We start from the raw sequence: 22,896 nt of genomic DNA, 5'->3' as shown, positions 1-22,896 counted from the left end.
GGGACGGTGCGGACGGTCCCGAGGTTCCCGACAACCTATGGCGAGGTTAGTCGCCGGCCGCCGAGCAACGCCGTTCCGACACGCACACAGGTCGATCCGTGCGAGATGGCATCTTCCAGGTCACCGCTCAATCCCGCTGACACATGGGTGGCAGTGGGATGATCATCACGTAGGCGAGATACCACCGAAACCAACGCCTGAAACGCCTGCGATGGCTCCATCGTCCGAGGCGCGACAGTCATCGCACCTCGGAGAATAAGATCACCCGAACGAGTGATCACGCCAGCCAGTTCCGCCACATCCGCAACAGCAACCCCACCGCGCGACGTGTCCCCGTCGATGCTGACCTGCAGCAACACGTCAAGCTTGGCGCCTTTCGCGTGCGCGGCCTTCGCCAGCGCCTCGGCCAGCCGGACGCTGTCCACGGAGTCGACCTGGTCGGCCCACTCGACGACGGACTTCGCCTTGTTCCGCTGCAACCGCCCGACCATGTGCCACCGCGCCTCGCCGAGGTGTCTCAACTGGCCGACCTTCGCACCGGCCTCCTGGTCGCGGTTCTCGGCGAAATGCCGGAGCCCGAGCCCGTAAAGGATCTCCACATCGCTGGCGGGCCACGTTTTCGTCACCGCCAGCAACATCACCTCGTCCCGAGCCCGCCCAGCCACCTCACACGCTTTGGCGATGCGCTCCTCGACCTCCGCGAGGTTCGCCGCCAACTCCTCGGCCCGGTTCACGGCTCAATCCAGATCACCGAGGCAAGCCGCCCGGTAGGCGCCTGCCGCCGATGGCTGAACAGGTCCTTCTCCTCGAACGTGCACCGAGGATCGACCCCGATCTTCCCGACCCCGGCACTGGCGAGCTGATTCCACAGCCCGGCCCGCAAATCCAAGGCAGGCGTACCTTTCCGCGACTTGGAGGCACTACCGGGCAAGTGCTTCTCGACGTCCTTCTGCATCTCGGCGGGCACCTCGTAACACTCACCGCACACCGAGGGCCCAAGCAAAACCTCAACGCGCTCAAGCTCGGCCCCCAGCGCCATCATCGCCTTGAGAGCCTCGACGACAACACCAACCCGAGCACCAACACGCCCAGCGTGCACGGCCCCGACAACCCCGGCCTCTTGATCCCCGAGCAGAACCGGCACACAGTCAGCAGTCAACACGACAAGCCCGAGACCAGCCCGTTTCGTCACAACGGCATCAGTAGCCTCAAGCGGCTCAGCCTGCGGCCCGTCCACGGTGGCAACAGTGCGCCCGTGCACCTGCTCCATCCAGACCAACCGATCAGCAGAAAGCCCGATCCCCTCAGCCAGCCGCCCCCGGTTCGCCTCAACGGCTCGAAGGTCGTCCCCAACGTGATCGCCGAGGTTGAACGACTCGTAAGGCGCCTTGGACACGCCACCGGCACGGGTGGTGACAACACGACGAATGCGCACACTCACACCCTAGTTCGCACGAACACGCACCCCAGCCCTCCCCCGCAGACACCGATGGCGATGCCGCCACCCACACGAAGCCGAAGGCGAGCTGTCTTCCCGCACGCGATGCCGCAGGCGAGCCGTCCTTACTGCAAGGCATAGGCGGTGGGGTCCCATCGCCACCGCAACCCTCTAAGCAACAGGCAGCCGCCCAACGCAACAGGCGTGCCATCAACCCACCCGTGGCGCGGACCCCCTGATCAGATTGCCGGGGTCCGGGGCAGAGCCCCAGGGAGAGCACGCAAGGCAACCAGGCCGCCCGCAACCCAACCACCCACAAGGTCGCGCCCACCCACCCCGAAACCGCAAGGCAGCCAAGCTGACGCAGGCGTCCCCCCAATAGAAGGACCCCCTGAGCCCAAACGCTACTCAGGGGGTCCGACAAGATCAGCACATCAAGTCCGGCACATCAGGTCCGGCAACAGCCCCGGCGCCAGCCAAAGCAGCTCCGACCCGAAACGGCCAGACCCGAACCTCACCGCCGCATGAACGGCGGCACATCCACCTCATCGTCAGGGTCCTCGGTAACCGGCACAGCCCGAGAAGGCAACGACCCGTTGGGCGACAAGGACCGAGGCGCGGAGGGCACGTACCCGTTCCCCTGAGCCGGCGAAGGCTGAGGCGGCACCGTGGTAGGAGGCTGCTGCACAGGCGGCGCGTGCCGAACCTCGGGCTGGACCGAATGCTGAACTGGTTGCTGGACCGGGTGCTGGACCGGAGCCTGAACGGGTGCCTGAGCGACAGGCGCCTGAACGGGCGGCGGAGTCTGAGCCACCGGCTGCTGCACGTGGGTAGGCGTGGCCGTGGCGGAGGCGATCGGCCCGCTGGCCGTCCGAGGCGGCGAGGACAGCGCCGTCGGCTCCAGCTTCTTGTGGGTCGGGCCTCCGGCGTCGAAGCCGGCCGCGATCACCGTGACCCGGACCTCGTCGCCCAGGGAGTCGTCGATGACCGTACCGAAGATGATGTTCGCGTCGGGGTGCGCGGCCTCCTGGACGAGCGAGGCCGACTCGTTGATCTCGAACAACCCCAGGTCGGAGCCGCCGGCGATGGACAGCAGCACGCCGTGCGCGCCCTCCATCGAGGCTTCCAGCAGTGGCGAGTTGATGGCCTTCTGCGCGGCTTGCACCGCTCTGCCCTCTCCTCGCGCCGAGCCGATGCCCATCAACGCCGAACCCGCGCCGGACATGACCGACTTGACGTCGGCGAAGTCCAGGTTGATCAGACCGGGGGTCGTGATCAGGTCGGTGATGCCCTGGACACCGGACAGGAGCACCTCGTCCGCGGAGCGGAAGGCGTCCATCAGGCTCACGCCGATGTCGCCGAGCTGCAGCAGCCGGTCGTTCGGGATGACGATGAGCGTGTCGCACTCGTTGCGCAGCGCCTGGATGCCGTCTTCGGCCTGCTTGGCGCGGCGCTTGCCCTCGAAGGAGAACGGGCGGGTCACGACACCGATGGTCAGTGCGCCGAGCTTGCGGGCGATCGAGGCCACCACCGGGGCGCCGCCGGTACCCGTGCCGCCGCCCTCACCCGCGGTGACGAAGACCATGTCGGCCCCCTTGAGGACCTCCTCGATCTCCTCGCGGTGGTCTTCGGCGGCCCTGTGCCCGACCTCGGGGTTCGCGCCCGCACCGAGGCCGCGGGTCAACTCCCGGCCGATGTCGAGCTTCACGTCGGCATCAGACATCAGCAAGGCCTGGGCATCGGTGTTCACCGCGATGAACTCGACGCCCTTCAGCCCGACCTCGATCATGCGGTTGACGGCGTTGACACCGCCACCACCGATGCCGACGACCTTGATCACCGCGAGGTAGTTGTGCGGGGGCGTCATCGGATCCGCCTTCCTGATCGTGGTCCGCGCTGTGGTGCTGGGTGTGCTGCACCCGGATTGAGACTCTCAACCTCTCGTCGAGGCCCAGAGTTATGTCAACCCCGTATGTTCCTGCTGGACGGTAAGCACCAGCGGTGCGTCGGTCCAGCAGCCACGCCGTAGGGTCCCAACACTGTGCGCTACTACTCCCCGGTCGTGCCGTCAAGTAGCGCGTACGGTCCTGAGTACGACGCACCCGCAAGCCTAGTCGGACCTCGAATCGGAGATCGTCTCGCCCGTCCTATCGACGTTTTCCGTCGGGGACGCTCGCCCAGCTTGCCTTGACCAGGAGAAGCGCGAGCTAGTCGCCGACGGTCCCGTCCAGCAGTTCCCTGACCACGTCCAGGTGGCCGGCGTGCCGGGCGGTCTCGTCGACGAGGTGCGCGAGGACCCAGCGGGCCGAGATCGTCCGATCACCCCGGAACGGCACCTCGGCGTCGAGCTCCAGACCGGCGAGGACCTCCCGGCTGGTGTCGCACTGCGCGCGGTAGTCCGCCAGGAACCCGGCGAGCGTCTCGCCCTCCTCGACGCGCCAGTCCGCGTCGGGGTCCTCCATCGTGTACGGCGCGCGCGAGTCACGGCCCGCGAGCACCACCTCGAACCAGTGGTGCTCGGTCCACCGCACGTGCTTCACCACGCCGGCCGCGGTCGTCAGCTTCGAGGGCAGCACCGCCCGCGTCGCGTCGGCGTCCCTGAGGCCCTCGACCTTCAGTTCGATCGTGGCGCGCAGGTAGTCCAACAGGGCCGTGTACGTCGCACGCTCATCAGCGACAAAGGGCGGTACAACTCGTGTCATGCGGCGCAGCCTGCATGAGCGCGCGAGGTCACCGCACCGCATTTATCCGCCGCTGCCCCAGTCCGCCAACTGGTGTCCCGCAAAGCGCAACGCCGCCTACGGTCCGGCGAGACCAGCGCCCGCAAGCACGACGTGGCCCGGCCTGAGTACTTCCTTCGGGTGACAACGATCAAGACGGCTAATACCGCGGATGGCTGTCCGATGAGCAGGTAGTCGTTCATCACCAGGAGGCATGTCTTGGCACCCGCACCCGCGTCCGTGCGTTCGCTCGTCGTCGAAGCGATCGTCCTGGAACTCGTCACGAGCAGGCTGGGCAGCCTCGTCGCACGGGTCGCGACGGCGCGGCTGAGGCCGAACGGCTGACCCGGACTCACAGGAGAATCCTTTGTGCTCGCAACCGATCCATCGGTCCCGGAACCGGCGGCCGCGCCGGTTCCCCACGCCGTCACGGCCACCGGCACCACGGCCGTGACGAACACGACCTCGGACTGAAGGACCTCCGTGCGCACCCGGCACGTTCACCGTCGGGGGCAGCATGACCGTCACCGGACGCTGCGGTTCTGGTGGCTACAGCGACATGCGCGACGGCGCGCAGGTGGAGATCCTCAAACAGGACAACAAGGTGCTGGGCGTGCCCACGCTAGGAGACCGTGGCCAGGTCCGGCGACGACACGTCGTAGGTCGTGCCTGGCCGCGAGAGCAGCACGAGCAGCACGGCCGCCTTGCGTGCCGTGTCGTCGGAGCTGCCCCACTTCACCACGCGGTTCCCTGACAGCGTCAGCTTCACGTCGGCACTGGTCGTCGCCGCCACCGACAGCACGTTGGGCCGCAGCTTCTCCGGCAGTTCGTTCACGACCCCGACCACGGCGCGAGTAGCCGGGTCCGAGGACGACGGCAGCGTCAGCACCAGTTCGGGCACGCCCGGCGCGGGGGCCGGGAGGACGGCGTAGTCCTTGCCGGTCGAGTCGACGAGGTGGAAGCCGTCGGGCAGCTTCACCGAGCCGACCGGGACGCGTTCGGTGAGCAGCAGCCGGACCGTGCCGGGGAGCTGGCGTTCGACCTCCACGGCGGCGACGCGCGGGATGCCGGCCACGCGGTCGTGGATCTCCTTGAGGTCCAAGCGCACCAACGGGGAGCCGGCCTCGATCTCCGCTACGGCACGGACCTCGTCCTCGGTCAGCGCCACGTTGCCGCGGACGTCGACCTGGCGGACGCCGAGCAACGGGGTGAAGAAGACGCAGTAGGCCAGTGCCAGCACGGAAAGCACTGTCAGCAACGCCACCAGGCGGCGGCGCAGGATCACCCTGCTCCGCGCCCGGTACTCGGCGCTCTTCGGTCTCCGGTTCGCGGAGCGAACTCGCGTGGACCTGCCGCGAACCGGTGCGCTCATGACAGCGCGCTGACGATCTCGGGGCCGAGCATCGTCACGTCGCCCGCGCCCATGGTCACCACCAGGTCGCCCTCCCGTGCCAGCGAGGCCACCAGTGCGGGGACGCGGTCGAACGACGGCTCGTAGTGCACGGAAGCCGTGACCTGCTCGGCGATCAACCCGCCGGTCACGCCGGGTTCGGGCTCCTCGCGGGCTCCGTAGACGTCCAGCACGACGACCTCGTCCGCCAGCGACAACGCGGCGGCGAACTCCGTGGCGAACGTACGGGTCCTCGAGTACAGGTGCGGCTGGAACACCACGATGACACGGCCCGCGCCTGCGACCGGACGCGCGGCACGCAGCTGTGCGTCGACCTCGGTCGGGTGGTGCGCGTAGTCGTCGTACACCGACACACCCTTGCCGCGGCCCTTGAACTCGAACCGCCGCCGCACGCCACCGAAGGCCGCGAGGCCTTCGAGCAGCCCCGCCTGGTCCGCGCCGAGCTCCAGACCGGCCAGCAGAGCGGCGATCGCGTTCAACGCCATGTGCTCGCCCGGCACCGCGACCCGGACCTCGACCGCCACGCCGTCGATCTCGACCGACGCCAGGCCACCGGTTTCCAGCGGCTTGTAGTCGACGAGACGCGCGTCGGACGCGGAACGGCCGTACTCGCGCACCCGGATCCCCCGCGCACGGGCCTCGGTGATCAGGCGAGCGGCACCGGGATCGTCCACACAGGACACCAGCACGCCGTCCGGCACGATCCGTTCCAGGAACGAGTCGAACACGGCCGTGTAGGCCTCGACGGTGCCGTGGTGGTCGAGGTGGTCGGCCTCCACGTTCGTCACGACGGCGACGGACGGCGAGAAGAACAGGAACGAGCCGTCGGACTCGTCGGCCTCGGCCACGAACACTCCGCCGGTGCCCTGGTGGGCGTTGGCACCGGACTCGTTCAGGTCACCACCGATCGCGAACGACGGGTCAACCCGGCAGTGCTGCAACGCGACGGTGAGCATCGACGTGGTCGACGTCTTGCCGTGCGTACCGGCGACACACACGACGCGATGGTCTTCCATCAACGCTGCGAGCGCCTCGGCACGGCGCAGCACGGTGATGCCACGCTCACGGGCCGACGCGTACTCGGGATTGGTGTCCTTGATCGCGGTCGACACCACGACCTCGGTCGGACCGCCCACGAGCTGGTCCAGGTTCGAGGCGGCGTGACCGACGGCGATCCGCGCGCCCTGGGCACGCAGCGCCAGCACGGTCCGCGAGTCCTTGGCGTCCGATCCGGACACCTGCACGCCGCGCGCCAGCAGGATCCGCGCGATACCGCTCATGCCGGCACCGCCGATGCCGACGAGGTGAACGCGTTCGAGGCTCATTTCTTGATCACATCCAGAACGGAGCGGGCCAGGATCTCGTCCGCCTCGCGACGGCCGGTGCCGAGCGTCGCGCGGGACATCTGCGCGAGCCGGTTGCGGTCCGCCATCAGCGGCACCACCAGCGATACGACCTTCTCCGGCGTGAGCTCCGCGTCCGGCACGAGCAAGCCGCCGCCCGCGGAGACGACCGGGCCGGCGTTCAGCGCCTGCTCACCGTTGCCGATGGGCAGCGGCACGAACACCGCGGGCAGGCCGACGGCCGACACCTCGGCGACGGTCATCGCGCCCGAACGGCAGAGCACCGCGTCCGCGGCGGCGTACGCCAGGTCCATGCGCTCCAGGTACGGCACCGGCACGTACGCCGGGGCGCCCGGAACCTGTTGCACCGAAACGGAGTTCTTCGGGCCGTACGCGTGCAGCACACCGACGCCGGCACGGGCGAACTCGGCCGAGACCGGCGCCACTGCCTCGTTGATCGAACGCGCGCCCTGCGAACCGCCGAACACCAGCAGCACCGGCGCGTGCGGGTCCAGGCCGAAGAACCGGCGGGCCTCGGCGCGCAACGCGGCGCGGTCGAGCGACGTGATCGACTGGCGCAGCGGGATGCCGATGATCTGTGCGTCCACCAGCCCGGAGTCCGGCACGGCCGCCGCGACGTGCGCGGCGAACTTCGCGCCGACCTTGTTCGCGAGCCCGGCCTTGGCGTTCGCCTCGTGCACCACGATCGGGATGCGGCCACGCGCGGCCAGGTACGCGGGCAGCGCCACGTAGCCGCCGAAGCCGACGACGACGTCCGCGCCGACTCGCTCCAGCACCTCGCGGGTCTGCTTCACGGCGCTGCGCACGTTGAGCGGCAGCTTCAGCAGGTCCAGGGTGGGCTTGCGCGGCATCGGCACCGGCGGGATCAGCTCCAGCGGGTAGCCGCGGGCCGGCACGATCTTGTTCTCCAGGCCGCGTTCGGTGCCGAGCGCGACGACACGCGCGTCCGGCCGCAGCCGCATGACCGCGTCGGCCAGCGCCAGTGCCGGCTCGATGTGTCCGGCGGTGCCACCGCCGGCGACCACGACGCACGGACCACTGGGGGCAGGGTGCCCGGTCAAGACTTCTCCCGAAGGTAGTTGGCTGAAGATCGAATTCAGTTGGATCGCCCGCGACCGCGGGTCGACCTGCCTTGCTCTGAACGGCCCTGCGTGCGCCGCGAGTCGCGGCGACGGTACTCCGAAGGCGGAGCGGAGCGTCCAGCCATACGACGTTCGTCCACCACTGGAAGTTGCTGCGTGCGTGAACGGCCTGGTGCGCGGGGAGGCGTGGACGGGCGGACCGGCTTGCGCTTGGCCGGTGGCCGGTACGCCTCGGGGGCGGGCAGCCGGAGCAGACCTCCGACGCGGCCGGGACCTAGCGAACGCAGCGCGGCCACGGCCTCGGGCTCGTGCCGGGCGCAGTTCGCCAGGATGCCGAACACGATCATGGTCGTCACGATCGAGGTGCCGCCGGAGGAGATCATCGGCAGCGTGAGGCCCGTGACGGGCAGCAGCTGCACGACGTAGCCGATGTTGATCGCGGCCTGCGCGACGAGCCACACCGTCAGCGTCGCGGCCACGATCCGGATCCACGGGTCGGTGTTGCGCGAGGCGATCCGCAGGCCGACCCACGCGAGCCCGCCGAACAGCACCAGCACCAGACCGCACCCGACGAACCCGAGTTCCTCGCCGATGACGGCGAAGATGAAGTCCGACTCGACGTTGGGCAGGTACCGCCACTGCGAGCTGCCCCGGGCGAGTCCCTTGCCGAACAGGCCGCCGTCGGCGAGCGCGAACATGGCCTGGCGTGCCTGGTGACCGGCGCCGTCGGGATCGGCGTCGGGGTTGAGGAACGACGTCACGCGCTGCAGCCGGTACGTGGCACCGATCGCGAGCACGACGGCACCCGCCACCGCGCCACCGGCGATCACGCCGAACAACCGCATCGGCGCGCCCACGAACCACAGCAGGCTGATCAGCACCACGCCGAGCGTGATCGTGCCGCCGAGGTCGGGCTGCAGCATGACCAGCGCGAACACCAGCATCGCCACCGGCACGACGGGCACCAGCAGGTGCCGGTACTGCGACAGCAGCGCCCGCTTGGTCACCAGGACGTGCGCGCCCCACAACGCCAACGCGAGCTTCACGGCCTCGATCGGCTGGAAGGAAACAGGCCCGAGCGTGAACCACGAGCGCGCGCCACCGCGGACGTCACCGAGCGGCGTCAGGACGAGCGCCAGCAGCACCACGCCGATGCCCATCGCGGCCGTCGAGACGTGCCGGAGCCGGCGCAACGGGAACCGCAGCATCACCCAGAACAGCACGGCGCCGATGCACACGTAGATCAGCTGTTTCTGGAACACGCTGTACGCGGACACGCCCGACGCGACCTGTCCCGGCGCCGAGGCCGACAGCACCATCACCAGGCCGAGCACGGTGAGCATGCCGAAGATCGCGAGCAACAGGTGGAAGTCGGCGAGCGGTCGGCTGAGCCACGAGGTCATGCCGCTGCGCAACGATGAGATGCGGCCTGCGGGACGAACCTTCCGCTTGGTCCTCGGATTGTCGGCGACGACGGTCACCGGATCATCGTCTCCTGTGTCAAGCGCTCGAACGGGGATTCCTGGGGCGTGTCGCCCCTTTCGCTGAGGGGTGGCCCCCTTTCGACCCTACCGGCCACCCGTGAGGCGCTTGACGGCGTCCGTGAACGCCTGCCCCCGGTGCGCGTAGTCGCTGAACATGTCCATCGACGCCGCCGCGGGAGCGAGCAGCACCGTGTCACCGGGCTGCGCGAGTTCCTGCGCGGCACGGACGACCGCCAGCATCGGATCTTCGGCCCCATCGACGTCGAGCGAGCGAACCGGCACGTCCGGCGCGTGCTTCGCGAGAGCCTCCGCGATCACGGCACGGTCGGCGCCGATCAGCACCGCGCCTCGAAGCCGGCGGGCCTCGGTCCGCACCATCTCCTCGACCGACGCGCCCTTGAGCAGCCCACCAGCGATCCAGACGACGCTGTCGAACGCCCGCAGGGAAGCCACGGCCGCGTGCGGGTTCGTCGCCTTCGAGTCGTTGACGTACTTGATGCCGGTGGCGTCGACGGTGACGAGCACGGCGCGGTGCGCGGCCGGTTCGAACGCCTCCAAGCCCTCGCGCACGGCCGCGGACGGCACGCCGTACGCGCGCGCCAAAGCCGTGGCGGCCAGTGCGTCCGCGATGCCGGGAGGGCCTGCCGGACGGATCTTCGCGACCTCGACCAGCGCCTCGTCGTCGGCGAACGCGCGGTCGACCAGCCAGCCGTCGCGCACGCCGAGCTGGCCGTCCTCGGGTTCGTCGAGCGTGAAGCCGATGCGGTCACGCGCGGTCGAGGCCTCCAGCAGGTCGCCGACGAGTTCGTCGTCGAGCCAGCCGATCGCCACGTCGCCGGTGAGGATCCGGGCCTTGGCCTGGGCGTAGGCGTCCATGCCGCCGTGCCAGTCGAGGTGGTCCTCGGCGAGGTTGAGCAGCGCGCCGGCCTGCGGACGCACCGAAGGCGCCCAGTACAGCTGGAAGCTCGACAGCTCCACCGCGAGCACCCGGCGTCCGGCCAGCAGCGCGTCCACGACCGGCAGGCCGACGTTCCCGCAGGCCACGGCGTCCGCGCCGGCGGCCTGCAGGATCGACTCCAGCATGCCGACCGTCGTGGTCTTGCCGTTCGTGCCCGTCACCGCGAGCCACACCGGCGGGTCGGCCAGCTCGGTGCCCATCCGCCAGGCCAGTTCGACCTCGCCGATGACCTCGATGCCGGCCGAGGCGGCGGCCGCGAGCAACGGGCTCGACGGCTGCCAGCCGGGGCTCGTGACCACCAGCGACGTGCCGGCCGGGGGTTCGGTCAGCCCTGGCACCAGCTCGACGCCTTCGAGCAGCGTCTCCAGCGCCGCCAGCCGTTCCGCCGACGAGTCCGTCACCACGACCTCGGCGCCCGCCGCGAGCAACGCCTCCGCGGCGGACCGGCCGGTCACTCCAGCACCGGCCACCAGCACCTTTGTCCCGGCCAGCTTGGTCATAACTCTAGAAACCGCCCGTCAGCCACTCGCTGTAGAACACGCCGAGCCCGAACATGCAGCAGATGCCCGCCATCAACCAGAACCGGATGATGACAGTGGTTTCCGCCCAGCCCGCCAGCTCGAAGTGGTGGTGGAACGGGGCCATGCGGAACAGGCGCCGTCGTGAGGTGCGGAAGACCGCTACCTGCAACGCCACCGACAGGGCCTCGACCACGAACAGGCCACCGATGACGATCATCAGCAGCTCGGTGCGGGTCGCGATCGCGAGACCGGCGACGAGGCCGCCGAGCGCGAGCGATCCGGTGTCACCCATGAAGATCTTGGCCGGAGCGGCGTTCCACCAGAGGAAGCCGATGCAGCCGGCCATCGCGGCGGCCGCGATCACCGCCAGGTCCAGCGGGTCGCGCACGTCGTAGCAGCCCGCCACGGCGTAGCTGGAGCAGTTGTAGCGGAACTGCCAGAACGAGATCACGACGTACGTGCCGAACACCATCGCCGACGAGCCACCGGCCAGGCCGTCGAGGCCGTCGGTGAGGTTCACGGCGTTCGACCACGCGGCGACCATGCCGTAGCAGAAGACGATGAACCCGACGACGCCGAACGAGACCACGGTGATGTCGCGGACGAACGACAGGTTGACCGACGCGGGCGTCAGGCCGTCCTTGTTCGGGAACTGCAGCACCAGGATCGCGAACGTGATGGTCGCGATGAACTGGCCGACCAGCTTCGCCGTCTTGTTCAGGCCCAGGTTGCGGGCCTTGCGGATCTTGATGAAGTCGTCGAGGAAGCCGACGACGCCGAGCGACGTCGTCAGCATCAGCACGAGCAGGCCGGACGCCGTCGGGGTCTGTCCCGACGCCGAGGCCGACATCGAGTTCACGAGGTGCGTGCCGAGGTAACCGGCCCACATCGCGACCAGGATGGCGAGGCCGCCCATGGTCGGCGTACCGCGCTTGGTCTTGTGGTGCTGCGGACCGTCTTCGCGGATCTCCTGGCCGAAGCCCTGGCGAGAGAAGACCTTGATCAGGTAGGGCGTCAGCAGGATCGACACTGCCAGTGCGATCGCTGCGGCGATCAGGATGCTCTTCACTTGGTTCCTGCCTCCAGCAGGGCCTCGGCAATGCGCCACAGGCGATAGGCGTTGGATGCCTTGACCAGCACTACGTCACCGGGCCGGATTTCCCCCTGCAGCAACGCGATCGCCGCGTCCACGTCCGGCACCGCGACGGATTCGTCTCCCCAAGATCCTTCCAGGTGCGCGCCCTGGTGCATCGCGCGGGCCGCCTCGCCGACGACGACCAGCTTGCTGATGTCGAGGCGCACCACCAGGCGGCCGATCTCGTCGTGCTCGCGCACCGCGTCGTCGCCCAGTTCCGCCATCGGGCCGAGGACGGCCCAGCAGCGGCGGGCGGGCGTGGTGGCGCGCGAGATCGACGCGAGTGCCTTCAACGCCGCCCGCACCGAGTCGGGGTTCGCGTTGTAGGCGTCGTCGATGACCGTCACGCCGTCCGCGCGGTCGGTGATGACCATGCGGTGGGCGGAGACCCGCTCCGCCGCGCCCAGTCGCTGCGCGATCTCGGCGGGCGTGGCGCCCAGTTCGAGTGCGATGGCCGCGGCGACCAGCGCGTTGCCCACCTGGTGCGAGCCGTTCAGCCCGAGCTCGACGTGCGCGTCGCCCTGCGAGGTCTTGAGCGTGAAGCTCGCACGAGCCTGTTCGTCCAGCTCGATGTCGACGGCCCGGACGTCGGCCTTCGGGTTCTCCCCGACCAGGACGACCTTGGCCTTCGTGCGGCTCGCCATGCCCGCGACCAGCGGGTCGTCGGCGTTCAGGATCGCGACGCCGTCCTCCGGCAGCGACTCGACCAGCTCGCCCTTGCCCTGCGCGATGCCCTCGCGCGAGCCGAACTCGCTGAGGTGCGCGGTGCCGACGTTCAACACGGCACCGAAGCGCGGCGGGGCGACCTGGCAGAGGTTCGCGATGTGGCCGATGCCGCGCGCGGACAGCTCCAGCACCAGGAACCTGGTGTCCTCGGTGGAACGCAGCGCGGTCCACGGGTGGCCGAGCTCGTTGTTGAACGACTCCGGCGGCGCGACGACGTCCCCGGCCGGGGCCAGCACCTGGGCGATCAGGTCCTTGGTGGACGTCTTGCCCGCGGAACCGGTGATGCCGATGATCGTCAGGTCCTTCAGGCGGTCCGTGACGTGGCGGGCGAGCTTGGCCAGTGCTTCGAGCACCGCCGCGCCCTCGCCGCTCTTGTCCCCCGCGAGCACGTAGGCGTTGGCGTGCCTGGTCTCCACCGGCGGCGCGATCACCGCCGGTGCGTCCACCTCGCGGCCCGCCAGCACACCGGCCGCGCCCGACGCCACGGCCTGCGCGGCGAAGTCGTGGCCGTCCACGCGTTCTCCTGGCAGCGCCAGGAAGAGACCCCTCTCGGTGATCTTGCGGGTGTCGAACTCGATGGTGCCGGTGACCACCGGACTGCCATCGGTCGCGTGCAGGCGTCCGCCGACGATCTCAGCGATCTCGGCGAGCGTGAGTGCGATCAACGGTGCGCCTCTCTGATCGCGGCGGTCAGCGTCTCGACGTCCGAGAACGGCTGGATCACGCCGGCGATCTCTTGTCCCGTCTCGTGCCCCTTGCCCGCCACGACGACGACGTCACCCGGAAGGGCCAGCTCGACGGCCTTTTCGATCGCGAGCCTCCGGTCGCCGATCTCGAGCACCTCGCCCCGGTTCGCGGTGGCGAGGGCCCCTTGGAGCATGGCGGCCCGAATAGAGGACGCGTCTTCGGTCCTCGGGTTGTCATCGGTGATGATCAAAATCTCGGCGCGTTCGGCGGCGGCCTCGCCCATCAGCGGCCGCTTGGCCCGGTCGCGGTCGCCACCGCAGCCGAGCACGACGATCACCCGGCCGTCGGTCTTGGCGCGCACCGCGTCGAGCGCGAGCGCGACGGCGGCGGGCTTGTGCGAGTAGTCGACGACGGCCGTGAAGGCCTGGCCCTCGTCGATGCGCTGCATCCGGCCGGGCACCTGGACGGTCCGCAGGCCCTCGGCGATCGCCTCGGGACCGATGCCCTCCAAATGCAAGCAGGCGATGGCCAGCAGGGCGTTCGCGATGTTGAAGCTGCCCGCGAGCGGGAGGTGGATCCGGATGTCGCCGTTCGGGCCGTGCGCGGTGAACGTCTGCTCACCGGTCGCGCTCACCTCGACGTCGCTCGCGGTCCAGGCGGCGGGCTTGGTCGTCGCGACGGTGACGGTGCCCGGCTTGACCAGCCGCTCGCCCCACTCGCCGTCGACGCAGACGACCTCCTTGCGCGCGCGGCCGTCGAACAGCTGCGCCTTGACCTGGAAGTACTCCTCCATGTCCGCGTGGAAGTCGAGGTGGTCCTGGCTCAGGTTCGTGAACGCGCCGATCTCGAACTCGGTGGCGGCGACGCGGCCCATGTGCAGCGCGTGGCTCGACACCTCCATCGCCACGTCGGTGACACCGCGCTCGGCCATGACCGCGAACAACGCCTGCAGGTCCGGCGCCTCGGGCGTGGTGTGCGAACTGCCGAGCTGCTCGCTGCCGATGCGGGTGCCGACCGTGCCGATCAGGCCGGTGTTCTTCCCGGCGGCGCGCAGCACCGACTCGATCATGTACGTGGTGGTGGTCTTGCCGGACGTGCCGGTGACACCCCACAGTTTGATCTTCGTCGACGGCTGTCCGTAGACGTGCGCGGCGAGCAGGCCCACGACCTCGCGGGGGCGCGGGTGGATCAGCACGGGGACGTCCTTGAGGGAGTCGCGCGCGGCTCCGGCCTCGTCCGTCAGCACGGCGACGGCACCGTTCGCGATCGCCGCGGCGGCGAAGTCGGCACCGTGGACGCGGGCACCCGGCAGCGCGGCGTAGAGGTCTCCGGGGACCGCGTGCTGTGCACGCAGAGTCACCCCCGTCACCTGGACGTCGGCATGTGCTGGCCTGGTCAGGTGCACGTCGGCGACCGCGGCGAGAGCAGCCACGGAAGCAGGGCGAATGGCGTTGGGGCGGGGCGGGGCGGTCGCGACCTTGCCCTCGAGCTTGGCAGGCACGGGCAAGAGGCTACCGGCGTGCACGGAGTGGCCGAGCGGCGCGTTGGCGTTCGGGTGATGATCCGCGGATCTGGGCCGTTCGGGTGGCCCGCCGCGCTGGTCCTCACGGGCGAGCCCGTCCGGCCGCACAAGTTCCTGCCCGCTTCGTGACTTAGTGCCCTGTGAGCGCTCGTGCGCCTGCGGTGAGGTAGGGAGCGGCAGGAGGCGGTAATGAGAACCAGCTCGGCGGTGGAAGCCAGGAGATTCTCCTTCTGGGCACCCGATTTCAGTCGTTCGGTGACAGTCGGGGTCGACGCGTCCGAATTCGCGTATCACGCGTTCGAGTGGGCCGCGCGACACGCGTGGTCGCTCAGGACGGACCTGCAGGTGTTCCTCGCGGACCCCGGCGACACGACGGTCCAGCGGGTCCTGGAACGACTTCCCATGCTGACCGCCCACTTCCGCCCGAGCGGGGACGACCCGGTGGCCGCACTGGTGAGGGCGTCGGACTCCAGCGCGACCTTGGTCTTGGGGTGCAAAGGCGAACAGCACCGCAGCCTGGGGCTGGGCTCCCTCGTCCTCCCGGTGTTGCGCCGCGCGCGGTGCGGTGTCGTGGTGGTGCGCGGCCGTCCCAAGGCGATCCGCGGCGAACACGGCTGGATCACCGCTGCCGTCGGCGGGTGCGAGGACCCGGTCGTGCTGCGGCGCGCGGTCGAACTCTGCCGCACCCGCCGAGCGCGGCTGCGCCTGCTGCACATGCACCTGCCGGCCCAGCACGGCGCGGACGTGCCGCGAGACGAGGCCGCGGTCCGCCGGGCCGTGTTGTTCTTGCGCACCACCGCTCCCGAGCTGACCCCCGAGGTGCAGGTGGAGTCACGGCACCCGCACGAGACCTTGGCCGAACTGGACTCCGACCTCGTGGTCGTGGGACGCGGCGGACAGCACGACGGCGTCGGACTGGTCACCCGGGCCGCGCTCTACCACTCGTCCTGTCCCGTGCTGGTGGCCCGGCCGGAGCCGTTGCAGGACGACCGGGCCGCGCTCTAACAGGTCTTGCGCAGCACGGTTCCGGACGTGCCCGGCAGTGCCACGTAGGTGACCGGGGCGCCCTTCTCGTCGGTCTGGGTCTGATCGAGCCTGACCGTGACGGGCGCACTGCCGGTCTTGTTGGCGTTGACGATCACGGTGCCGCACTCGAAGTCGCGCTGGTGGACGTTCTTCGCGATCTCGTGGTGGGCGCCGAGCGGGGTGCCGAGGTTCCAGTCGTACTCGGCGCGCCATCGCGAGGGGCCGTCGTAGCGGTCGGTCTCCTCGATCTCCGAGATCGCCGCGTGCTCGCCCTTGGCCAGCAGGTAGCTCGCGTAGGCGTAGCGGAACGGCTGCTCGGCGCCGCTGTGGTGCGGCTGGACCCAGGTGATCTTGCCCTTGGCCTCGTTGGCGGTGATCTCGGCGATCTGCCGGCTCCAGCCCTGCGGGTACTCGGAGAGCAGGTCCTTGTCGCCGAAGGTCAGCCACCACTCGTCGAAGCCGCCGTCGAGGTGCTCGACGTAGGAGTCCCAGGCGCCCTCGTGCAGGCGGGCGTTGGACATGTTCGCGACGGTCTTGAGGCCCGCGTCCACGAACTTCTGCCTGGTGCCGGCGAGCATCGAGAGGTAGGCCTCGCGCATCGACTCGTCGGTCGGGTACGCGGCCGGGCAGACGCCGTCGTGGTAGGTGTCGCAGGCGAACAGCGCGTTGTCCATGAAGACGCCGTCGAAGACCTCGGCCGAGGACGTGACAACGTTGTCGGCCCAGGCGTTCTGGTACGCGGTGTTGCCGACGTCCATCTGCCAATGGCCCTCGTAGCCGCCGTACTCGAGGCGGTTGCCGGCGGAGTCGCGCAGGAACCACGACGGGTCGGCCGCGCAGTAACCGACGCCGGTGGGGAGGTCGGAATCGTCGGCACCGTTCGAACACGCATAGCTGCGCGTCGACGAGAGGTCCTTGTAGACAAAGGTCTGGATCTTCGGATTGGCCGCCTTGAACCTCGCGGCAAGATCGCCTTCCCAGGCGTTCAGCACGACGTACGAACGGCGCTTCGCCTCGGTGGCGATCATTTGATCATTGACGGGCGTGCTGTTCATGTGAAGCCAAAAAGACTCGGCCTTCCATTCCTCTTCACCTGCCTGAACTGCGGGAATCATGGTCACCGCCAGAACTCCCGCCAAGATCGAAATGCTGGATGAACGCACGCAGAACCCCATCTCGCCTTGCCACTCCGGTTTGGGAGTATTAGACGTGATGGATTGCGTCTCATTACGAAGAGTTTTTCACTGTCAAAAAGAAATGTCCGCTGCCACGCCTGGACGTGGTTCAGGTCACTTTGCGGAACGGGCGCGCACGACCAACAATGCGCGCCCGCCGGAATGATTACAGCTGCAGCCGGACGTACGGCGTCTGCTCCGCCGACATCGGCACCTGGAACCGCTGGGTCAGGAAGGTCGCGATCTCGTGGAAGACGGGCGCGGCCGACTGGGCGTCCGACGGCGCGTCGAGCATGATGCCGACGACGTAGCGCGGGTTGTCCGCCGGGAGGATGCCGGCGAACGTGGTCCAGTACTGGGACTGGGAGTAGCACTTGCAGTTCTGGTCGATCTGCTGCGCCGTGCCGGTCTTGCCCGCGATCTGGTAGCCGGGCACGGCGGCCGGCTTGCCGGTGCCGTTCTGGTTCGCGTCCCTCGGATCGGACTGCGTGACCGAGCGGAACATGTCGCGGACGGTCTTCGCCGTCTCCGGCGACACCACCCGCACGCCGTCCGGGCGCTGCTTCTCCGAGCGCGCGCCCGCCTCGCCGATCTCGGCGCGGATCAGCCGCGGCGGGATGCGCAGCCCGTCGTTGGCGATGGCCTGGTACATGCCGGTCATCTGCAGCAGCGTCATCGAGAGGCCCTGGCCGATCGGCAGGTTGCCGAAGGTCGAACCGGACCACTGGTTCAGCGGCGGCACGACGCCCGCCTCCTCGGCCGGAACACCCGACTGGGTGCGCTTGCCGAGGCCGAACTTCTGCAGCATCTCGGCGTAGCGCTCCTGGCCGACCTGCTGGGCCGCCTCCAGCGTGCCGACGTTGGAGGACTTCGCGAACACGCCGGTGAACGACATGGGCACGGTGCCGTGGTTCCAGGCGTCCTTGATGATCCGGTCGGCGACCTTGATCGAACCCGGCACCTGCAGCACGTCGTCCGGCTTGAACAGGCCGTACTCGACGGCGGCCGCGGCCGTGACGATCTTGTTCACCGAGCCGGGCTCGAAGCTCGACGACACCGCGGTGTTGCGCTTCTGGTCCTCGCTCGCGTTGCCGAAGTCCGTCGGGTCGTAGGTCTTGTCGTTGGCCATCGCGACGATCTCGCCGGTGCGGCTGTCCAGCACGACGGCCGAGGCGTTCTTCGCCTTCGTCTTCCTGGCGTAGTCGCTGACGATCTTCTGGACCGCGTACTGCGTGTCGATGTCGATCGTCAGCTCGAGGCTCTTGCCCGGTTGCGGCTTCACGAGCTCGCGTTCGGTGTTCGGGATGACGAGCGTGTCGTCGCCCGACATCGTGTCGACCACACGGCGGCCGGTGCGGCCGGCCAGCACGTTGTCCTGGGCGTTCTCCAGGCCGAGGATGCCCTGGACGGTCGGAGGCTTCTCCTCCTGGCGCCAGTTGGCCGCGCCGATGATGTTCGACGCCAGGTCGCCGTTGGGGTAGATGCGCTTGGAGCGGTACTCCGAGCCGATCTCCGCCGGGTACTTGGTGACGATCTTCGCGGCCTTGGCCGGCTCGGCCTCGCTGACCAGGACCTCGTAGGAGATGTCCTTCACCAGCTGCTGGTAGACGGTCTCCTCGTCGGTCTTCTCCCCGTTGACCTCGGGTCCCAGCGTCGACGAGATGAACTTCGCCATCTCGCGTGCGCGGTCCTCGTAGGTGCCCGGGTACTTCTTCGCGTCCTTCGCGTGGGCGTCGTCCCAGTTCTTCCGCGCACGCTGGGGAAGGATGTAGAGCGCGCGCACCTCGATCGAGAACGCGAGCTGGTTGCCGTTGCGGTCGAGGATCGAACCGCGCTCGGCGGGGATGTCGATGGGCGTCGTGCGCTGCTTCTGCGCCTGCAGCGAGAGCTCCTGCGCCTGCAGCCCCTGCACCTGCACGAGCTTCACGCCCGCGACCACCAGGGCACCGATCAGCAGGACGCGGCCGACCCCGATGCGCAACCTGCTGTTGCCACCCAGACGTGCGGCCGGGCGCGAGCCGCGCACCGACAGCGGGCGGCGTGGCCCCCTCTGCTGCGGACCGGGCATCAGCCACCCGCCGGAGGCGTCGTACCGGCGGGAGGCTGACCTGCGTCCGGCGGTGCGGGCGTCTCCGGTGCGGGCGGGGGCGGCGGCGTCGACTTCGTCGGTGCGCTCGGCTTGCCGAACTCCTCGATCGAGCCGTCCGGGTTCTGCCGCAGCCGTGCCGGGTTCGACGGCTGGACCAGGCCCATCTCGTTCGCCCGGCGCGCGAGGTCCGTCGGCGACTCGAGCAGCGCGACCTCGCGGCGCAGCTGCTCCATCTGCAACGTGAGCCGCTCGGCCTCCGCCCGCGCCTCCTGCAACCGGTAGGTGTCGGCGGCGGCCTGGGTGGAGAAGTACATGATCCCGGCGACGCCCGCACCCAGCACGAGCATCACCAGCACGACGAACGGCGCCTTGGAGGCGGTCTTCTGCTGCGGGTTCGCGGAACCGCCCCGCAGGTTCGAGGCGCGCTGGGCCCGCCGCGCGTAGGCGCGCTCGGCACCGGCGGTCCGCCGCCGGGCCTTGTCCTTCTGCGCGGCCTTGTCCTTCGAGGGGTCACGGGGCGACGGCCCACCGACCCGTGCGGGAGCCGTCACCTCGGTGCTCCGATCCGCTCGGCCGCGCGCAGGCGCACCGGCGCCGCACGCGGGTTGTCCTCGATCTCCTGCTCGTTCGCGAGCTCCGCGCCCCTGGTGAGCAGCTTGACCTCGGGCCCGTGACCCGGCAGCTCGACCGGCAGACCCGGCGGCGTCTTGGACTTCGCCAGCTCCGCGAGCGCGTGCTTCACCATCCGGTCCTCTAGGGACTGGTACGACTCGACGACGATCCGGCCGCCGACGGCCAGCACGCCCAGGGCAGCCGGCAGCGCGAGCCGCAACGACTCCAGCTCGCCGTTGACCTCGATCCGCAACGCCTGGAACGTGCGCTTCGCCGGGTGCCCGCCGGTGCGCCGCGAAGCCGCGGGCACGACGGCGTAGAGCAGCTCGACGAGCCGCCCGCTGTTCGTGAACGGCTCCTTCTCGCGCTCCCGCAGCACCGCGGAGGCGATCTTGCCCGCGAACCGCTCCTCGCCGTAGGTGGAGAGGACCCGCGCCAGGTCGCCGTGCGAGTACGTGTTCAGCACGTCCGCCGCCGTCATGCCGGTGCCCTTGGACATCCGCATGTCGAGCGGCGCGTCCTTCGAGTACGCGAACCCGCGCTCCTCCTCGTCCAGCTGCAACGAGGACACGCCGAGGTCCATCAGCACACCGTCCACACGCGAGTAGCCGAGGTCTTCCACGGCTTCGTCGATGTGGTCGTAGGTGACGTTGACGAGGTGCACGCGATCACCGTGGCGTGCGAGGCGCTTACCCGCCATCTCAATGGCCTGCGGGTCGCGATCGAGCCCGATCAGCGTGAGCTCGGGGTGGGCGCTCAACAGCGCGTCGGAGTGGCCGCCCATGCCGAGCGTCGTGTCGACGACGACGGCGGGCTTGCCGGAGAGCGCTGGAGCGAAGAGTTCCAGGACGCGGTCCAGCAGCACCGGAACGTGCCGCGGCTGATCCATCGTCCCTCTACTCCCCTGATGCGCGTTTCGGGTGACGTCAGGTCCCCGCCCGCCCGTCGAACCTGGCGCCGGGGAAGGTGCGCCAGGGCCGATGATCGAGCGGACCGAGGCCTCACGGCACCCGAATCGCGTGTGGAACATCCGGCCTGTTGCTCGGCTGACCGCCATCAGAAGACGCCCGGTATGACCTCCTCGCGAGCGGTGGCGTAGCCGTCCTCGTGCTCGTCGAGATAGGTCTGCCAGGCCGCCGCGTCCCAGATCTCCATCCTGGTGAACGCGCCGACGACCACGCACTCCTTGGTCAGCCCGGCATACCGCCGCAGTTCCGGTGCGATCAGGACGCGGCCCTGACCGTCCGGACGCTGCTCGTCCGTTCCTGCGAACAGATACCGCTGGTAGGCGCGTACGGCGTCGTTGGTGAACGGCGCCTCGGCGACCTTCTTCGCCATCTGCTCGAACTCCGCCCGGGGAAACACGTACAGGCAGTGGTCCTGGCCCTTGGTGACCATCAGACCTCCCGCCAGTTCGTCCCGGAACTTCGCAGGCAGTGTCAGCCGGCCTTTGTCGTCCAGACGCGGGTAGTGAGTGCCCAGGAACACGGCAACCACCTCCCTTGCCGGACGACGCGACCGGCAGTGGAGCCCCCGTCTGCCCCACCGGCCGCCACAGTACCCCACTTTTCACCACAGTCAACGTTGAAACAGGTGTCCGCGCAGCATGTCGTGACCTGTTTTCCCAGGTAGACGCCGTGTGACGGCGTGGGGGGACGGTGGGGGAGCTGGTGCGTCACCACCTTCGCGGGTGAGTGTTCAGCCCCGAATAAGCACTCGAACGGCCTAGAAAATTCGGCGAAAACAGCGCGTGGCGGCGAGATGGTGGGGGAAGGTGGAACCTGGTGGAGCGAACCCGATGTAGCCCGCAGGTGTAGGGCACTTAGCCGTGGTTTGACACACTGCGTGAAACGCTCACACGTCCGTGTTCCGGACACGGCTGCTGGAGGTTTAGTGACGCCGGGAAGCCCAAGCGCGAACAGTCATGCGCCGGTCGATCAGGTTCTGGGTGAGTTGCACGGCGCCGTCCAGCGGATCGCCGCGAACGTCGAGCGCGTGCTCGTCGGCAAACCCGACGTGGTCCGCCTCGCCCTCGTGACGCTGCTCGCCGAAGGGCACCTGCTGGTCGAGGACGTGCCGGGTGTCGGCAAGACCTCGCTGGCCAAAGCGCTCGCCCGCTCGATCGACTGCACGGTGAGCCGGGTCCAGTTCACGCCGGACCTGCTGCCGAGCGACATCACCGGCTCGTCCATCTACAACCGGCAGGAGAACGACTTCGAGTTCAGGCCGGGCCCGATCTTCGCGAACATCGTCGTCGGCGACGAGATCAACCGCGCCTCCCCCAAGACGCAGTCCGCGCTGCTGGAGTGCATGGAGGAGCACCAGGTCACGGTCGACGGGAAGACGTACCCGCTCGGCTCGCCGTTCATGGTGATCGCCACGCAGAACCCGATCGAGATGGAGGGCACCTACGCCCTTCCGGAGGCGCAGCGCGACAGGTTCACCGCGCGCGTGTCGATCGGGTACCCGGACCCGCAGGCCGAGCTGGCGATGGTCGACGAGCACGCGGGCCACAACCCGCTCGACGACCTGCGGCCCGTCTCGGACGCCGCGCAGATCCTGCGCCTGGTCGAGGCCGTGCGCCGGGTGCACCTGTCGCCCGAGGTCCGCAGGTACGCCGTCGAGCTGGTCTCGGCGACGCGCCGCCTGCCGGAGCTGCGACTCGGTGCCTCGCCGCGCTCCACGCTGCACCTCGTCCGCGCCGCACGCGCGCAGGCCGCGCTGGCAGGCCGTGACTTCGTGGTGCCGGACGACATCCACGCGATCTCGATCCCGGTGCTGGCGCACCGGCTGGTGATGACCGCCGAGGCGCAGGCCGCTCGCCGGTCCCCCGCCGAGCTGATCAGGGCGCTGCTCCAGCGGGTGCCGGTGCCCACCGCGGCACTCGACCCGAGCGCGGCGTTCGTCCGCAGCATGAACAACAACAACGCAGGGACGCCACGCTAA

The 22,896-nt window shown here is 69.3% G+C and carries 20 protein-coding genes; 3 read left to right on the top strand and 17 right to left on the bottom strand.

Features of this window, described 5'->3' with window-relative positions; translation table 11 throughout:
* Window positions 1-35: 35 nt before the first annotated feature.
* From LX88_RS12525 to LX88_RS12510, 4 genes are all read right to left on the bottom strand, one after another.
* Entirely contained in the window at window positions 36-734 is a 699-nt protein-coding gene (locus tag LX88_RS12525) for a YggS family pyridoxal phosphate-dependent enzyme (RefSeq protein WP_258947940.1), read from the bottom strand.
* Complete coding sequence (gene pgeF, locus LX88_RS12520; RefSeq protein ID WP_258947939.1) at window positions 731-1,435, bottom strand: peptidoglycan editing factor PgeF; 705 nt, start codon at window positions 1,433-1,435, stop codon at window positions 731-733. Before pgeF ends, LX88_RS12525 begins: the two co-directional genes overlap by 4 nt.
* A 517-nt stretch (window positions 1,436-1,952) precedes the next feature.
* A complete protein-coding gene (ftsZ, locus tag LX88_RS12515) occupies window positions 1,953-3,305 on the bottom strand; it encodes a cell division protein FtsZ (protein WP_258947938.1) in 1,353 nt (450 codons plus the stop codon).
* A gap of 340 nt (window positions 3,306-3,645) precedes the next feature.
* Window positions 3,646-4,140 carry a DinB family protein gene (locus LX88_RS12510; RefSeq protein WP_258947937.1) on the bottom strand — a complete coding sequence of 165 codons (495 nt, stop codon included), beginning with the start codon at window positions 4,138-4,140 and terminating at the stop codon, window positions 3,646-3,648.
* Between the two features lie 237 nt (window positions 4,141-4,377).
* Here LX88_RS12510 and LX88_RS12505 point away from each other — a divergent pair, with 237 nt between their 5' ends.
* Window positions 4,378-4,503: a hypothetical protein gene (locus LX88_RS12505; RefSeq protein WP_258947936.1), complete on the top strand. Its 126-nt coding sequence runs from the start codon at window positions 4,378-4,380 to the stop codon at window positions 4,501-4,503.
* 277 nt (window positions 4,504-4,780) lie between these two features.
* On the opposite strand, the gene LX88_RS12500 is transcribed toward LX88_RS12505, so the two are convergent.
* From LX88_RS12500 to LX88_RS12465, 8 genes are all read right to left on the bottom strand, one after another.
* Entirely contained in the window at window positions 4,781-5,530 is a 750-nt protein-coding gene (locus tag LX88_RS12500; RefSeq protein ID WP_258947935.1) for a cell division protein FtsQ/DivIB, read from the bottom strand.
* Window positions 5,527-6,894: a UDP-N-acetylmuramate--L-alanine ligase gene (murC, locus tag LX88_RS12495; RefSeq protein WP_258947934.1), complete on the bottom strand. Its 1,368-nt coding sequence runs from the start codon at window positions 6,892-6,894 to the stop codon at window positions 5,527-5,529. The genes LX88_RS12500 and murC overlap by 4 nt, the downstream gene beginning before the upstream one ends.
* Entirely contained in the window at window positions 6,891-7,994 is a 1,104-nt protein-coding gene (gene murG / locus LX88_RS12490) for an undecaprenyldiphospho-muramoylpentapeptide beta-N-acetylglucosaminyltransferase (protein ID WP_258947933.1), read from the bottom strand. The genes murC and murG overlap by 4 nt, the downstream gene beginning before the upstream one ends.
* Before the next feature lie 35 nt (window positions 7,995-8,029).
* Window positions 8,030-9,496, bottom strand: a complete 1,467-nt coding sequence (gene ftsW, locus LX88_RS12485; RefSeq protein ID WP_443674874.1) for a putative lipid II flippase FtsW — start codon at window positions 9,494-9,496, stop codon at window positions 8,030-8,032.
* A gap of 87 nt (window positions 9,497-9,583) precedes the next feature.
* Window positions 9,584-10,957, bottom strand: coding sequence for a UDP-N-acetylmuramoyl-L-alanine--D-glutamate ligase (murD, locus tag LX88_RS12480; RefSeq protein WP_258947932.1), 1,374 nt, complete (start codon window positions 10,955-10,957; stop codon window positions 9,584-9,586).
* Window positions 10,958-10,961: 4 nt separating this feature from the next.
* Window positions 10,962-12,047, bottom strand: a complete 1,086-nt coding sequence (mraY, locus tag LX88_RS12475) for a phospho-N-acetylmuramoyl-pentapeptide-transferase (protein ID WP_258947931.1) — start codon at window positions 12,045-12,047, stop codon at window positions 10,962-10,964.
* Window positions 12,044-13,504 (bottom strand): UDP-N-acetylmuramoyl-tripeptide--D-alanyl-D-alanine ligase, encoded by a 1,461-nt coding sequence (locus LX88_RS12470; protein ID WP_258947930.1) that lies wholly within the window; start codon window positions 13,502-13,504, stop codon window positions 12,044-12,046. Before LX88_RS12470 ends, mraY begins: the two co-directional genes overlap by 4 nt.
* Window positions 13,501-15,027: a UDP-N-acetylmuramoyl-L-alanyl-D-glutamate--2,6-diaminopimelate ligase gene (locus LX88_RS12465; RefSeq protein ID WP_258947929.1), complete on the bottom strand. Its 1,527-nt coding sequence runs from the start codon at window positions 15,025-15,027 to the stop codon at window positions 13,501-13,503. The genes LX88_RS12470 and LX88_RS12465 overlap by 4 nt, the downstream gene beginning before the upstream one ends.
* Before the next feature lie 276 nt (window positions 15,028-15,303).
* On the opposite strand from LX88_RS12465, the gene LX88_RS12460 reads away from it, so the two are divergent.
* The gene (locus LX88_RS12460; protein ID WP_258947928.1) at window positions 15,304-16,053 is read left to right on the top strand and encodes a universal stress protein; all 750 of its coding nucleotides are present in this window, start codon (window positions 15,304-15,306) and stop codon (window positions 16,051-16,053) included.
* Here the strand turns inward: LX88_RS12460 and LX88_RS12455 are convergent.
* The 5 genes from LX88_RS12455 to mraZ form a co-directional block, all read right to left on the bottom strand.
* Entirely contained in the window at window positions 16,050-17,102 is a 1,053-nt protein-coding gene (locus LX88_RS12455; protein ID WP_258947927.1) for a putative glycoside hydrolase, read from the bottom strand. The two genes, LX88_RS12460 and LX88_RS12455, sit on opposite strands and share 4 nt — an antisense overlap.
* Before the next feature lie 313 nt (window positions 17,103-17,415).
* Window positions 17,416-19,317 (bottom strand): peptidoglycan D,D-transpeptidase FtsI family protein, encoded by a 1,902-nt coding sequence (locus tag LX88_RS12450; RefSeq protein WP_258947926.1) that lies wholly within the window; start codon window positions 19,315-19,317, stop codon window positions 17,416-17,418.
* The gene (ftsL, locus tag LX88_RS12445) at window positions 19,317-19,889 is read right to left on the bottom strand and encodes a cell division protein FtsL (RefSeq protein WP_258947925.1); all 573 of its coding nucleotides are present in this window, start codon (window positions 19,887-19,889) and stop codon (window positions 19,317-19,319) included. The genes LX88_RS12450 and ftsL overlap by 1 nt, the downstream gene beginning before the upstream one ends.
* On the bottom strand, window positions 19,886-20,839 hold the full coding sequence (gene rsmH / locus LX88_RS12440) for a 16S rRNA (cytosine(1402)-N(4))-methyltransferase RsmH (RefSeq protein WP_258947924.1): 954 nt from the start codon (window positions 20,837-20,839) through the stop codon (window positions 19,886-19,888). The genes ftsL and rsmH overlap by 4 nt, the downstream gene beginning before the upstream one ends.
* A 167-nt stretch (window positions 20,840-21,006) precedes the next feature.
* Window positions 21,007-21,438, bottom strand: a complete 432-nt coding sequence (gene mraZ / locus LX88_RS12435) for a division/cell wall cluster transcriptional repressor MraZ (RefSeq protein WP_030479478.1) — start codon at window positions 21,436-21,438, stop codon at window positions 21,007-21,009.
* 273 nt (window positions 21,439-21,711) lie between these two features.
* Between mraZ and LX88_RS12430 the strand changes: the two genes are divergently transcribed.
* The gene (locus tag LX88_RS12430; protein WP_372511280.1) at window positions 21,712-22,896 is read left to right on the top strand and encodes an AAA family ATPase; all 1,185 of its coding nucleotides are present in this window, start codon (window positions 21,712-21,714) and stop codon (window positions 22,894-22,896) included.

The sequence above is a fragment of the Lentzea californiensis genome (assembly GCF_024648825.1).
Taxonomy (GTDB): domain Bacteria; phylum Actinomycetota; class Actinomycetes; order Mycobacteriales; family Pseudonocardiaceae; genus Lentzea; species Lentzea californiensis.
The sequence above is the reverse complement of the archived record's forward strand: the minus strand, read 5'-3'. Positions and strand labels throughout refer to the sequence as shown.

Bases quoted from the DNA above. Each gene is read 5' to 3' on its own strand.
- ftsZ (WP_258947938.1), bottom strand. From the start codon at position 3,305: ATGACGCCCCCGCACAACTACCTCGCGGTGATCAAGGTCGTCGGCATC.
- LX88_RS12455 (WP_258947927.1), bottom strand. From the start codon at position 17,102: ATGATCGCCACCGAGGCGAAGCGCCGTTCGTACGTCGTGCTGAACGCC.
- murD (WP_258947932.1), bottom strand. From the start codon at position 10,957: ATGACCAAGCTGGCCGGGACAAAGGTGCTGGTGGCCGGTGCTGGAGTG.
- LX88_RS12510 (WP_258947937.1), bottom strand. From the start codon at position 4,140: ATGACACGAGTTGTACCGCCCTTTGTCGCTGATGAGCGTGCGACGTAC.
- LX88_RS12450 (WP_258947926.1), bottom strand. From the start codon at position 19,317: ATGCCCGGTCCGCAGCAGAGGGGGCCACGCCGCCCGCTGTCGGTGCGC.
- LX88_RS12500 (WP_258947935.1), bottom strand. From the start codon at position 5,530: ATGAGCGCACCGGTTCGCGGCAGGTCCACGCGAGTTCGCTCCGCGAAC.
- LX88_RS12430 (WP_372511280.1), top strand. From the start codon at position 21,712: ATGGTGGGGGAAGGTGGAACCTGGTGGAGCGAACCCGATGTAGCCCGC.
- rsmH (WP_258947924.1), bottom strand. From the start codon at position 20,839: ATGGATCAGCCGCGGCACGTTCCGGTGCTGCTGGACCGCGTCCTGGAA.
- murC (WP_258947934.1), bottom strand. From the start codon at position 6,894: ATGAGCCTCGAACGCGTTCACCTCGTCGGCATCGGCGGTGCCGGCATG.